The sequence below is a fragment of the Streptomyces phyllanthi genome (assembly GCF_009377205.1).
Taxonomy (GTDB): domain Bacteria; phylum Actinomycetota; class Actinomycetes; order Streptomycetales; family Streptomycetaceae; genus Streptomyces; species Streptomyces phyllanthi.
The window spans coordinates 1-11985 of record NZ_VJZE01000285.1 but is presented as its reverse complement, the minus strand read 5'-3'; the positions used below and the strand labels follow the sequence as shown (position 1 = coordinate 11985).

At 72.3% G+C, this 11985-nt stretch carries 12 protein-coding genes; 2 read left to right on the top strand and 10 right to left on the bottom strand.

What is annotated here, in order from left to right; all coding sequences use genetic code 11:
* From FNH04_RS30405 to FNH04_RS30385, 5 genes are all read right to left on the bottom strand, one after another.
* On the bottom strand, positions 1-659 hold a 659-nt coding region (locus tag FNH04_RS30405), incomplete at its 3' end, for a DUF4142 domain-containing protein (RefSeq protein ID WP_152788986.1).
* Between the two features lie 254 nt (positions 660-913).
* On the bottom strand, positions 914-2290 hold the full coding sequence (locus FNH04_RS30400; RefSeq protein ID WP_152788988.1) for a DUF692 domain-containing protein: 1377 nt from the start codon (positions 2288-2290) through the stop codon (positions 914-916).
* A 221-nt stretch (positions 2291-2511) separates the two neighbouring features.
* A complete protein-coding gene (locus FNH04_RS30395) occupies positions 2512-3330 on the bottom strand; it encodes a DUF4142 domain-containing protein (RefSeq protein ID WP_152788985.1) in 819 nt (272 codons plus the stop codon).
* A gap of 206 nt (positions 3331-3536) precedes the next feature.
* A complete protein-coding gene (locus tag FNH04_RS30390; RefSeq protein ID WP_152788984.1) occupies positions 3537-4145 on the bottom strand; it encodes a DUF4142 domain-containing protein in 609 nt (202 codons plus the stop codon).
* A gap of 173 nt (positions 4146-4318) precedes the next feature.
* On the bottom strand, positions 4319-5041 hold the full coding sequence (locus tag FNH04_RS30385) for a peptidyl-tRNA hydrolase (protein ID WP_322724266.1): 723 nt from the start codon (positions 5039-5041) through the stop codon (positions 4319-4321).
* A 125-nt stretch (positions 5042-5166) separates the two neighbouring features.
* Here FNH04_RS30385 and FNH04_RS48035 point away from each other — a divergent pair, with 125 nt between their 5' ends.
* Together FNH04_RS48035 and FNH04_RS48030 are read left to right on the top strand one after the other, a co-directional pair.
* On the top strand, positions 5167-6069 hold the full coding sequence (locus FNH04_RS48035) for an ABC transporter ATP-binding protein (RefSeq protein WP_386575924.1): 903 nt from the start codon (positions 5167-5169) through the stop codon (positions 6067-6069).
* Entirely contained in the window at positions 6066-6731 is a 666-nt protein-coding gene (locus tag FNH04_RS48030; protein ID WP_228031704.1) for an ABC transporter, read from the top strand. The genes FNH04_RS48035 and FNH04_RS48030 overlap by 4 nt, the downstream gene beginning before the upstream one ends.
* 18 nt (positions 6732-6749) lie before the next feature.
* Here the strand turns inward: FNH04_RS48030 and FNH04_RS30375 are convergent, their stop codons facing one another.
* The 5 genes from FNH04_RS30375 to FNH04_RS30355 form a co-directional block, all read right to left on the bottom strand.
* Entirely contained in the window at positions 6750-6935 is a 186-nt protein-coding gene (locus tag FNH04_RS30375; protein ID WP_152788983.1) for a hypothetical protein, read from the bottom strand.
* A gap of 31 nt (positions 6936-6966) precedes the next feature.
* Positions 6967-7830 (bottom strand): polysaccharide deacetylase family protein, encoded by an 864-nt coding sequence (locus tag FNH04_RS30370; protein WP_152788982.1) that lies wholly within the window; start codon positions 7828-7830, stop codon positions 6967-6969.
* Positions 7831-7933: 103 nt separating this feature from the next.
* Positions 7934-9445, bottom strand: a complete 1512-nt coding sequence (locus FNH04_RS30365; RefSeq protein ID WP_152788981.1) for an FAD-dependent oxidoreductase — start codon at positions 9443-9445, stop codon at positions 7934-7936.
* A gap of 82 nt (positions 9446-9527) precedes the next feature.
* Complete coding sequence (locus tag FNH04_RS30360; RefSeq protein ID WP_152788980.1) at positions 9528-10898, bottom strand: PhoX family protein; 1371 nt, start codon at positions 10896-10898, stop codon at positions 9528-9530.
* Positions 10899-10990: 92 nt separating this feature from the next.
* Complete coding sequence (locus tag FNH04_RS30355) at positions 10991-11893, bottom strand: slipin family protein (protein WP_152788979.1); 903 nt, start codon at positions 11891-11893, stop codon at positions 10991-10993.
* Between the last annotated feature and the right edge of the window lie 92 nt (positions 11894-11985).

Genomic DNA, 11985 nt, shown 5'->3' with positions numbered 1-11985 from the left:
GCGGGGGAACTGGTCATGGGCGGGGTGCTCGCGGAGGCGGCGTCCTGGGCCAGGGCGTCGAAGTCCACGAGCCCGGTGGCCTCCAGGACCTTGATGTGGTCGAGCACGGTCGTGTTCGCGTCGTCCGCGAGATCGCGGACCAGGGAGTTACGGGTGTTCGCGCGCACCTGGGCGACCACGGAGAAGACCTTGCCGTGCGCCTTGCGCAGGATGTTCGCGAACTCCCGGTCGTACTCCTCGCCCTGAGCCGCGGTCAGGGCGGACAGCCATGCCTTCTGCTCCTCGGTGGGCTGGTTGGGCAGTTGGAGGCCGAGGCGAGCGGCGACGTTGCGGACACGGGTGTCGAGGAAGGTGTGGCCCTCGATGAGGTGCTCGCCGGCCGTGTGCACGGCCTTGGCGGTGCCCTTCTGCTGGGCCTGCTGCCCCGCGGGCAGCTCCCACAGCCCGGCCAGCCGGACCTTGGTGATGAACTCCCGGTCCAGACCGGACAGCGGACCGTACCGCGTCGACACCGTGGAGGCGTTCAGGGTGCTCACGCCGGTGCCGGAGCGGTCGGCGTACGACCAGATCGGAAAGATCAGCGCGAAGAGGGTCGCCGTCAGTCCGGCGACGATCAGTCCTGTCCCACTGATCGGTCCGCTGCGGTTCCTGGCTCGCATGGTGCCTCCTGTTGCGGCACCGCACGCTAGTGCGGGTTGACATGCAGACTGGCATGTTACTGCCCGGTCTACATCAACTGCCGCAAGAGGGGGATGGGTTGATATCGTCGGAATTGACCGCCTACGGGGGTACGGGGATAGGGGGACGGGATGCCCGAAAGTGAGAGAAATGGTGAGCCTGGCCGTGGGGTGACGGCGTGTTGTTATTCGCGGCACATCTGGCCCGATTCGTTGCCCGCGCGCACCCAGGAGGCTCAGCGGCGGAGCAGCACCCGTCGGGTGGCGCGGGCCAGACGTGCCGTCGGGCGCTGGGAGCGCGGGGCGGGGCCCGAGCGGTCCAGCCACCACTCGCGCAGCCGCCGCCGCACCTCGGCGTCGTCGGGCCGCCCGGCGAGCAGCAGGTGCTCGGCGAAGTCCAGCGCGTCGCGGCGGTAACCGCCGGACATCGGGTGCCCGTGCGCGTACGTCAGGAAGGCCGGCCGGTACGACTCCCCGAGGATCCCGCGCAGTTCCGGCGCCACCTTCGCCACCACGTCCGCCCGCTTCGCGCCGAGCGCCCGCGCCTGCACACCGAGCCGCACCCGGTCGAACCCCTCGGGCACGGGCGTCCCCGCCACGAGCGCCGACAGCAACGCGGCCTGCGCGAGCCCGAGCCGCTGACGGGCGGGGGCGGTGGACGGAATGTCGTCGGGCGCGTCCAGGTAGCGCGCTCCGGCCGCTGCCGCTCCCTTGCCGGCGGTCGCTCCCGCCCGTGTGGTCGACGCCCGCCGTACGGTGTCCCGGATCGCCGTCAGCTCCCGCTCCAGCTCGGCCGGTTCGGGGAAGTTCTCGTCGCGCTCCAGGAGGACTCCCGGTGGGGTGACCCGGGAGGCCAGGTCCGCCAGGACGTCGAGGACCGGCTGGGGGACGGGGTGGGCGTGGCTGTCGTGCCAGACGCCGTCGCGCTCGAAACCGCCCGCGACATGGACGTACGCGATGGCCTCGACCGGGAGTTCGTCGAGCGCCTTGGCCGGGTCCTCGCCCCGGTTGACGTGGTTGGTGTGGAGGTTCGCCACGTCGATGAGGAGCCGGACCCCGGTGCGGTCGGCCAGCTCGTAGAGGAACTGGCCCTCCGTCATCTCCTCGCCCGGCCAGGAGATGAGGGCCGCGATGTTCTCCAGGGCCAGCGGCACCGGCAGGGCCGCCTGCGCGATACGGACGTTCTCGCACAGGACGTCGAGCGCGTCCCGGGTGCGCGGGACGGGGAGCAGATGGCCCGCCTCCAGCGCCGGTGACGCCGTCAGGGGGCCGCCCGCCCGTACGAACGCGATGTGCTCCGTGACGAGGGGTGAGCCCAGCTCCTCCGCGCGCTCCGCCAGCGCCCGCAGCCGGTCCTCGTCGGGCCGGTCCGCACCGCCGAGGCCGAGCGAGACGCCGTGCGGTACGACCGTGACGCCTCTCTCGCGCAGCCGTGTGAGCGACTCGGGGAGATGGCCGGGGCAGACGTTCTCCGCGACGACCTCGACCCAGTCGATACCGGCGGTGGTCCCGCCACCCGTCCCGTCACCGGCCCCCGTACCGGCTCCGGCCATGCGTTCCACGGCGTCGGCGATCTCCGGCCGCCACCCGATACCCGTCCCCAGCTGCTTCATCGTCGTCCCCTCCTCGGTCACGTCGGTCACGGCATCCAGCACCCTGCGGATCGTCTCCTCGCGGCGGCCTGTGTTCCGGCGTGACGGAGTCATGACCCCGGTGTTCCGGGGCGAACCCCTCGGAGGGGACCTTCAGAGGAACATTTGAGCTTGTGGCGGTCTCCCGGGCCCCGGCCCTCTGCCGTCGCTTTCCCGTCCTTCGTCTTCCCGTCCTTCGTCGCTCACTGCCCCGCGACCGCGGGTTCGCCCTGGTCGTCGTTGAGCTCCTCCGGGTCGGGACGGCCGGTCGGGATCAGACCGGGCGTCGTCGGTGAGGGTGTCGACTGGACATCCGGGTTGGTGCTCGGCCTCGCCGCGGGCGCGGAGGGCGCCAGCTGGCCGGGGACCGGCGGCGGTGGGCCGCTGGGGCTGGCGGTCCCGCTGACCGAACCGTTGGCTATCTCCTCGAAGTCGACCGCTCCGGTCTTCTCCAGGATCGTGATGTGGTCGAGCACCGTCTGGTTGGCGTCCGAGGCCAGCTGACGGACCAGCGTGTTGCGGGTCTGGTTCCGTACCGTCGCGATGGCGGGGAAGATCTTGCCGTGCGCGGACCTCAGCAGCTGCGCCCACACCTGGGGGTATTCCGCGTCCGAGGCCGCGGTCATCTGGTCCAGCCAGCCCTGCTGGTCCGCGTTCGGCTGGTTGGGCAGAGTGACGCCCAGCTTCGCCGCGATGATGCGCACCCGCTTGTCGAGGTCGTTGTGGCCCACGATGAGGTGGTTCGCCGCCTCCTTCATCGCCGGGCTGGTGGCGCGCTCCAGCGCCTGCTGCCCCGCGGGCAGCTCCCACAGTCCCGCCAGCCGGACGCGGATGATCAGGTCCTTGTCGGCGGGGGTCAGGGGCCCCCACTGTGTGGTCACCGTCTCTCCCTGGAGCGCCGCAGCGGCCGCGTCCGCGGCGGCGTTGCGGTTCGGGTACGAGTAGACGACGGGGTAGGCGAGTGCGCCGAGCGTGCCGGCGATCGCCAGGGCGACGAGGACGGAGCCCTTGGAGCGTCGCAAATGAGCCTCCCGGAGGAAACCAACTGGTCGTTGGGAACTGTTGCTTGGCCAGTGCCAAGAGGTACGTACGCGCCGGTCGGGATGTTCAGCCGGCCGTGGTGGTTGACACGTCTCAGGTGCGGGGCAGGTACCGGCGGCGTGCGGGCTTGGTCGCCCCTGGCCGTTCGAGGGCCGCCGGTCTCTGCCGTGGTGTCACCGTGGACGCGTCAGATCGTGCCGTTGGCGATGGCGTCGAAGTCGACCGCTCCGGTCTTCTCCAGGACCGTGATGTGGTCGAGCACGGTCTGGTTGGTGTCCGAGGCCAGCTGGCGCACGAGGGTGTTCTGGGTCTGGTTCCGTACCGCTCCGATGGCCGGGAAGATCTTGCCGTGGGCGGAGCGCAGCAGGTTCGCCCAGGTCTTGTCGAACTCGTCGCCCTGGGCCGCCTGCATCTGCTGCAGCCAGCCCTGCTGTTGCGCGTTCGGCTGGTTCGGCAGCGTGATGCCCATCTGGGTCGCGACGGTCCGCACCCGCTTGTCGAGGTCCTCGTGACCCACGATCAGGTGGTCCGCCGCCTCCTTGACGGCCGCGCTGTTCGACTTCTTCATCGCCATCTCGGCCGCCGGCAGCTCCCAGAGTCCTGCCAGCCGCACGCGCTCGATCAGGTCCCGGTCGGAGGCCGTCAGCGGCCCCCACTTCGTGTTGACCATGCTTGCCGACATGTTCGCCTGTCCGGTACCCGACCGGTCAGCGTAGGACCACACGGGGAACGCCAGCGCTCCGACGGTGACGACGAGGGCAAGACTGGCGATGAGCGATCCGTTGATGCGCCGCAAATGAGCCTCCCGGTGGGAAACCAACTGGTCGTTGGAAACTGTTACTTGGCCAGTGCAGGGAGATACGTACCGGGCGGTCACATTGTTCAAAGGATTCTCAGAAGCCGCTCGGGACATGTGAGCCCGGAGGCGTTCGCCGTGGTCACCGAGGCGGCGGGGACCCGGACGGGGGTTCAGCGCAGCGCGGGATGGTCCGCCACCACGGTGCACGAACCCGGGGCGATCTCCGTGAAGCCCGCGTCCCGGACGACCGGGAGGCCGGAGGTGGTCAGGTGGCTCCAGCGGCCGGGTGCGGCGGTGCGGACGGCGAGAGGGAAGCCGGCGTCGCGCCAGGCCGCGCGGTCCGTGTCGGAGAGCTCCCACCAGGCCAGCTGGGCGCCGTGGCCCGCCTGGGCCATGGCCTTGCCCGCCGACATGCCGACCTCCGGGCTCATCCAGAGGACGGGGGCGGAGAGATCCGCGTCGACCGGGGGCTCCGGGTCGTCGAGGTCCGTGCCGGAGACCTGGAGGCGGGCCAGGTCCCTGGGCCAGCCGTCCAGGGGGACGGGAGGGAAGACACGTACCTCCGCGGACTTGCCCGTGACCGTGATCCCGGGGAGCGCCCCGGCGCGGCGCCACTCCGCGCCACGGGCCCGGCGGACCACCTTGCGGATCCGGGCGTCCTGCCAGTCCCGCACGGCCCGGGCCCACTCCCCGTCCCCGAGCGACCGCTCGTCGCTCAGCAGGACCAGCACCGCGCGGGCCGCCGTCTCCAGCGCGTCCGTACGGGCCGGGGGAGCGGCCCGCTCGATCCGCGCCACGAGGGGCAGCACGAACTGCGGCGCCTCGTCACGGGGAAGGGGCTCGACGCCGAAAGGGCTGTCCTGCGGTTCGCCGGGGTGGTCACTCGTCGTCACGCACCCCAGTCTGCCAGGCGGAAGATCCGTTCCCCTGCGCGCGTCCGTACGTCCGTACGAGGATGGGAGGCATGGGACGTGAGGTACGGGAACGGGACCGGGACCGGGAACCGGCCCGGTTACGGATGGAGGGCGTCGGCCGCCGCTACGGGCGCCGCGGCCCGTGGATCCTGCGCGGTGTCGACCTGGAGGTGGCCCCGGGGTCGCTGATCCGGATCGAGGGCGCCAACGGCACCGGCAAGTCCACACTGCTCCGCCTGCTCGCCGGTATCGACGCGCCCACGGAGGGCCGGATCCACGGGCGGCCGCGCACGGCGTACGTCCCCGAACGCTTCCCCGCCGCGCTGCCCTTCACCGCCGCCGAGTACCTCACCCACCTCGGCGCCGTCCACGGTCTGTCCCGCCCGGAAGCCGCCGACGCCGCCGGCGAGTGGCTGGAACGCTTCGGCGCCGCCGACCACGCCCGTACGCCGATGTCGGAACTCTCCAAGGGCAGCAGCCAGAAGGTCGCGGTCGCCCAGGCCCTGCTCGCCGAACCTGGGTTGCTGGTTCTCGACGAGGCGTGGACCGGCCTGGACGCTCTCGCCCGAGGCGAGTTGGACCGCGCGGTGGCCGAACGCACGGCCGCGGGGGGCACGGTGGTGTTCGTCGACCACGACCCGCGGCGGTTGGCGGGGATGCCGGACGTGACGTACGCCGTCAGCGAGGGCGCTCTGGAGTCCCGTACGGGACAAGGGCATCCGGGTGCCGACGGCCCGTACGTGACCGTCCGGGCACAGGGGCCGCACGGCCCGCGGACGGCCGAGCCGCCCGCCGAGGCCGTCGAACTCGCCGTGTCCGTGGAAGCGGTGGAGGGCGGCGACGCACACCGGTTCGACGTCCCGGAGTCCCGCTCGGACGCCCTGCTCAGGGCGCTGCTCACGGCCCGGCCGCCGTGGCATGTGCTGAGCGTGGAGCCGGAGGCCGTACGAGTCCGTGTGCCCGGGCCCCGGACCGCTCAGGCCTGCGAAACCGAGAGCTCCCGATGAGCGCCCTCCTGCGCTACCAGGCCGCGCTGCTGCTGCGCTCCCAGCGGGCGCTGCCCCCCGTGATCCTCTACGCGGCGTTCCTCGGGATCGGGGTGCAGAAGGGGCAGCCCGTACTGGACTCGCTCGGCTGGGCCGCCGCCGCGCTGCTGCCGGTCGCCGCCTGGCTGGTCCGGATCTGCGCCACCAACGAGCCGTCCGCGGCGCGCAGTTGTGTGGCCGCGGTGGCCGGGCCGGAGCGGGCGCACCTGGCCTGTGTGACCGTCGCGCTGGTGGCGGCCGTCGCGCTCGGCGCGGTCGCCACGGTCGTCGTCACGTTCATCAGCGACCCGACGAGCGCCGATCACCGGATACGGGTGTCCGCGGCCCGGTGCGGTGTCGCCGGACTGCTCGCCGCGCTGGCGTGCGCGTTCCTCGGCACGGCCGTCGGCGCGCTCACCACCCGGCCGCTGCTCCGCTCGCCCGGGCGCGCGGTGCCCGCGCTGCTCATCTGCGCGCTCCTGGCGCTCGTCGTCACCGGGTCCCCGGCACGGGCGGCGGTCAGCGCGCTGGTCAGCGGGTCGCAGACGGGTACGGTTCCGGTGCCGGTCCTGCCCCTGGCGGGGGCCGCCCTCCTCACGGCAGCCGCGACCGCGGTGGCCTGCGCGCTGACGAGTCGCCGGTGATGCGGAGGGTACGTCCGGTCAGCCGGAGCACGCCGTGCGCTCGGCCTCCCGCCACTCGCAGACCGGGCACAGGGTGACGCCCTTGTACGACTCCGGGTACTCGGTCGGCTCCCGGCACAGCACGCACTCGGCGTAGGGCGGGCCGTCGGCCCGGGGAGGGCGCGTGTCCTCCGCCCTGATCGTGCAGTAGTCGCTGTCGGTCATACGTCCAGCGTAAGGGCCCGCAGGACCGGGCTCAGCGCTTCGCCGAGGCCGCGACCAGCTCGGACACCCTCGCGAACCGGTACCCCCTCTTGCGCAGCTCGGGTACGACGATCCGTACGGCCCGCTCGGTCGCCGGAGCCGCGCTGGACGTGCAGTGCATGACGACCACGGACCCCGGCCGTACCCCGTCCAGCACCTGGCGTGCCACCTCCTCCGCGTCCGTCGCGAACGCGTCCCCGCTCACCACGTCCCACTGCACGGCGGTCACCCCGGCCGAGGCCAGCGCCTTCAGGGCCCGGCGGTCGTAGCAGCCGCCCGGGAACCGGAAGTACGGCAGCACGTCCCGAACGCCCGTCCTCCGGAAGGCCTCGAAGGCCCGGTCGACGTCCGCCCGCATCCGCCCGGCCGGCAGCGTGGGCAGGCCGTAGCAGTCGCTCGTGAAGGCGTGGTGGCTGTACGAGTGGTTCGCGACCTCGAACAGCGGGTCCCGTCCGATGGACCGGGCCTGGGCGGGGTACTCCTCGGCCCATCGCCCGGTCATGAACACCGTGGCCGGAACCCTGAGGCGGCGCAGGGTCGCGATGAGCCGGGGGTTGTCGAACCGCTTGCCCGCGGCGGCCAGTGCTCCCTGCTCCGCGGTCATGTCCGCGTCGAAGGTGAGGGCGACCGTCCTGTCGCGGGTGCTGCGGGGGCCGTTCTCGAAGACGGGGGTCAGGCCGGCGGGTCCGGGGGCCATGGTGGGCGGCCGGGAGGATCCGGGCCGGGAGGATCCGGGCGGAGAGGGGCGGGCGACGGCACGGGAGGTGTCCGTGGAGGTTCCGCATCCCGTGGTGAGGGCTGTGCCCAGGAGGCCGAGTGCGCAGAGGGAGCCGAGTCGCCGTACAAAAGTGATCATCGAATGAACGTAGGTGCTCAAAAGGTGCGAATCGGCTATCGGCTCGCCTGGTCACTCGCGCGGACGGTCGCTCAGGCGGATGCCACCGGGGCGGAGGCGGCACTCAGACGTCCCGCTGCTCCAGCGGACGCGTCGCGGGCCCCTCGACGACCTTGCCGTCGATGTCGAAGCGGGAGCCGTGGCAGGGGCACTCCCAGGCGCGTTCGGCGGAGTTGAAGGCGACGAGGCAGCCGAGGTGGGTGCAGCGGGCGGACACCGCGTGGAGGTTGCCGCCGTCGTCTCGGTGGACGGCGCAGCGCTTGCCGTGGACGCGGACGAGGCCGCCCTCGCCGGGCGCGATGTCGTCGACGGACTCGGGCGGGTGGACCCGGTCGGCGACGAAGTGCCGTGCGACGGTGGCCTGGTGGCGCAGGAACGCCGGTGCCTCGCGCACGACGGACCTCAGGCGGCGCGGATCGTACAGATCGGCCCACGGAGGCCGCTCGCCGGTGATCAGATCGGCGAGGAGCCGGCCCGCCATGATGCCGCCGCTGATGCCCCAGCCACCGAAGCCGGTCGCGACGTACGCGTGCCGGGCGGCCGGGTGCAGAGGGCCGACGAGGGGCACGGTGTCGGTGGAGTCGTTGTCCTGGGTGGCCCAGCCGTGGGTGAGGCCGACGCCGGGGAAGTGCTCGCGGGCCCAGTCGGAGAGCCGCTCGAAGTGTTCCCGGGGGTCGCCGCTGCCGGGAGTGAAGGACTCGCCGGTCACCAGGAGCAGCCGCTTGCCGTCCTCGCCGTGGGGCGCGGTGCGCACGGAGCGCAGGCCCCCGTCCGGGGTGATGAACATGCCGTCGGGGTCCTGGCCCGCGTCGAGGGGCCCGGCGACGACGACTTCGCGGCGCGGGGAGAGCCGGGTGAAGAGCAGGGCCCGGTCGAAGACGGGGTAGTGCGTGGCGACGACGACATCACGGGCGGTCACGCGCGCTCCGCCCTCGGTGGTCAGCCGGCACGGCTCGCCCTCCTCCAGCCCGACGACGGGCGTGTGCTCGTGGAGGACACCGCCCCGCCGGGCCAGATCGCCGACGAGCGCGAGCAGGTACTTGCGGGGGTGGAACTGGGCCTGCCCGGTGACGCGGACGGCCCCGGCGACGGGATACGGCAGCGGTGTCCCGGTCACGTACTCGGCGGGCAGCCCGGCCTCCCGGGCCGCCCGGGCCTCGGCCTGGATGCCGGCCACTCCGTCGGCGCTCGGCGCGTACGTGTACGCGCTCCGGCGCTCCCAGTCGCACGCGATGTCCAGCTCTTCGACGGCCTCGGCGGCCCGGTCGACGGCCGCGGCCTGCGAGCGCGCGTACAGCCGCGCTCCCTCGGCACCCCGGGTCCGCAGCAGCTTCCCGTACACGAGCGTGTGTAGGGCGCTCACCTTGGCGGTGCTCCGCGCGGTCACCCCACCGGCGACCCGCCCGGCCTCCAGCACGGCCACGCTCCGCCCCCGCCGTGCGAGCTCCCAGGCCGTGCTGATCCCCGCGATCCCCGCACCCACCACGGCCACATCGACGTCGATGTCCCCGCCCAGCGGCGCGTACGCCGTTCCCGGCGCCGTCTCGGTCCAGTACGAACCCCGGTTGCTGTCCATGGGCCCCGAGTACCCCTGGCCTGTCGATCCACCCGGGAGGCGAGCGGCGCCCCTGGGGGCGTGCCGCTCGCCGGCGCGTCACTCAGGCCCTGCGCCACGGTCCCGTGACGGCGAACGTCGTACCGGGCGAGTAGCAGTTGACGTACATCGTCCCGCCGTCCGGGGAGAAGGCGACACCGGCGAACTCGCCCCACTCGGGGGCGTCCGGGGTGCCGATGTTCTGGGCGTTGCGGGCCACGGCGTAGACCTCGCCCCGGCGCGTCACACCGTAGACGTGCTGGGCGCCGTTGCCGTCCTCGCAGACCATGAGGCCGCCGCTGGGGGCGAGGCAGATGTTGTCGGGGGACTCGCCGGGGAGCTGGACGTCCGTGTCGGGGCCGAAGACGATCACCAGGGTCAGACGGCGCTTCGACGGTTCGTAGCGCCAGATCTGGCCGTAGTGGTCGGCGGCCGAGCCCTCCGCGCTGCGGGCGAACGACGAGACGAAGTACACGCTCGTGCCGCCCCAGTAGCAGCCCTCCAGCTTCTGCGCGTGCGTGATGCCCTTCTTGCCGAAGTCCTGCAAGCGGATGGGGGTCTCGACGGCGAGCGGGTCCGGTACGTCCACCCACTCGATGTCGTCGAAGCTCGCGCCGGTCTCCTGGATCGAGGACAGGTCCGGCACCCCGGGTACCCGCATCGCCTGGAGCCGGCCGCCCGCGCGCAGGGAACCCAGCCCGCCCTGCGGCTTCTTGGGCAGGAAGCGGTAGAAGAGGCCGAAGGGCTTCTCGAAGGCGTCCTCGGTCTCGTAGACGATGCCGCGGCGCGGGTCGACGGCGATCGCCTCGTGCTGGAAGCGGCCCATCGCGGTGAGGGGGACGGCCCCGGAGCGGTGCGGGTCGGCCGGGTCCACCTCGAAGATGAAGCCGTGGTCCTTGGTGTAGCCGTTCGTGCCCGCTCTGTCCTCGGTCTCCTCGCAGGTCAGCCAGGTGCCCCAAGGGGTGGGGCCGCCCGCGCAGTTGACCGCGGTACCCGCGATCGCGACACGTTCGCCGAGCACCTTGCCGTGACGGTCGAGCGTGAGGGCCGTGCAACCGCCCTTGCCCATCGGGTCGTAGGTGAGGCCCTTGACGGTCGGGACGCCGATCTTGCCGTTGTAGCGGTTCTCGTGGTTGCGGACCAGGCGGACGCGGCCGTTTCCACCGGCGAAGGCGGCCATGCCGTCGTGGTTGCTGGGCACCTTGCCCTCGCCGGAGCGGAGCTGGTCGCCCTCGCGGGAGAGGACCTTGTAGCGGAATCCCTTCGGCAGGTCGAGCAGACCGTCAGGGTCGGGGACCAGCGGGCCGTAACCGGAGTGGCCGAGGTCCTGCGCGGCGGCCGTGCCCGCGAAGAGTTCGGAGAGGGAGCCGGTGAACGCGATGCCCGCTCCCAGGGCACCGGAGCGGGCGATCATCTGACGTCGTGTCACTGACATGTGGGGGCAACCTTCCTGCTGGCGGACAGGATGTGACCCGCCTGTGTGTATCACGCGGTTCCGGTCCCGGGAACCACACCGCAGGAAAGCCGTCACTCCCTGCGCGACGACGTCACTCCGTCGGGCTCCGGCGGTACGGGGGTGATGCCGGGTGGTTGTGCCGCGGTCGGCGGCCGCTGTTCTTCGGGCGTCCGCGCCTCGGGCGCCGGGGCTCGGGGTGGCTGCTCCGGCTGCTCCGGGTGTGCCCGTTCCAGGAACCGCAGCAGTTCCACCGGGAAGGGGAGGACCAGCGTGGAGTTCTTCTCGGCCGCGACCGCCACCACCGTCTGCAGGAGGCGGAGCTGGAGGGCGGAGGGAGTGCCGGCCATCTGCTGGGCCGCCTCGGCGAGCTTCCTGGACGCCTGCAGCTCGGCGTCCGCGTTGATGATGCGGGCCCGGCGCTCGCGGTCGGCCTCCGCCTGGCGGGCCATGGACCGCTTCATGGTGTCCGGCAGTGAGACGTCCTTGATCTCCACACGGTCGATCTGCACGCCCCAGCCCACGGCCGGGCTGTCGATCATCAGCTCAAGCCCCTGGTTGAGCTTCTCCCGGTTCGACAGCAGATCGTCGAGATCGCTCTTGCCGATGATCGAGCGGAGGGAGGTCTGGGCCATCTGGGAGACGGCGAAACGGTAGTCCTCGACATTGATGACCGCGCTGGCCGCGTCGACCACCTTGAAGTACACGACCGCGTCGACCCGTACCGTCACGTTGTCCCGGGTGATGCCCTCCTGCGCGGGCACCGGCAGGGTCACGATCTGCATGTTGACCTTGCGGAGCCGCTCGACACCGGGGATCACCATGGTGAAACCGGGGGCGCGCGGCTTACCCATCAGCCGCCCCAGCCGGAACACCACGCCGCGCTCGTACTGTTTGACGATCCGCGCCGCCGCCACGACGTACACCACCCCGGCGGATCCCACCGCCGCGGCCACCGTCACCAGCTCCTCGACCATGACGACCCCCTTCCGAGCCGTCGCGCCATGTCGCGAATACCACGATATGCCCGGGACGGGGTGCGGTCGACGGCTGGGCTGTGGGGGTGGGC

Bases quoted from the DNA above. Each gene is read 5' to 3' on its own strand.
- FNH04_RS30370 (WP_152788982.1), bottom strand. From the start codon at position 7,830: ATGATCACTTTTGTACGGCGACTCGGCTCCCTCTGCGCACTCGGCCTC.
- FNH04_RS30360 (WP_152788980.1), bottom strand. From the start codon at position 10,898: ATGTCAGTGACACGACGTCAGATGATCGCCCGCTCCGGTGCCCTGGGA.
- FNH04_RS30375 (WP_152788983.1), bottom strand. From the start codon at position 6,935: ATGACCGACAGCGACTACTGCACGATCAGGGCGGAGGACACGCGCCCT.
- FNH04_RS48035 (WP_386575924.1), top strand. From the start codon at position 5,167: ATGGAGGGCGTCGGCCGCCGCTACGGGCGCCGCGGCCCGTGGATCCTG.
- FNH04_RS30355 (WP_152788979.1), bottom strand. From the start codon at position 11,893: ATGGTCGAGGAGCTGGTGACGGTGGCCGCGGCGGTGGGATCCGCCGGG.
- FNH04_RS48030 (WP_228031704.1), top strand. From the start codon at position 6,066: ATGAGCGCCCTCCTGCGCTACCAGGCCGCGCTGCTGCTGCGCTCCCAG.
- FNH04_RS30365 (WP_152788981.1), bottom strand. From the start codon at position 9,445: ATGGACAGCAACCGGGGTTCGTACTGGACCGAGACGGCGCCGGGAACG.
- FNH04_RS30400 (WP_152788988.1), bottom strand. From the start codon at position 2,290: ATGAAGCAGCTGGGGACGGGTATCGGGTGGCGGCCGGAGATCGCCGAC.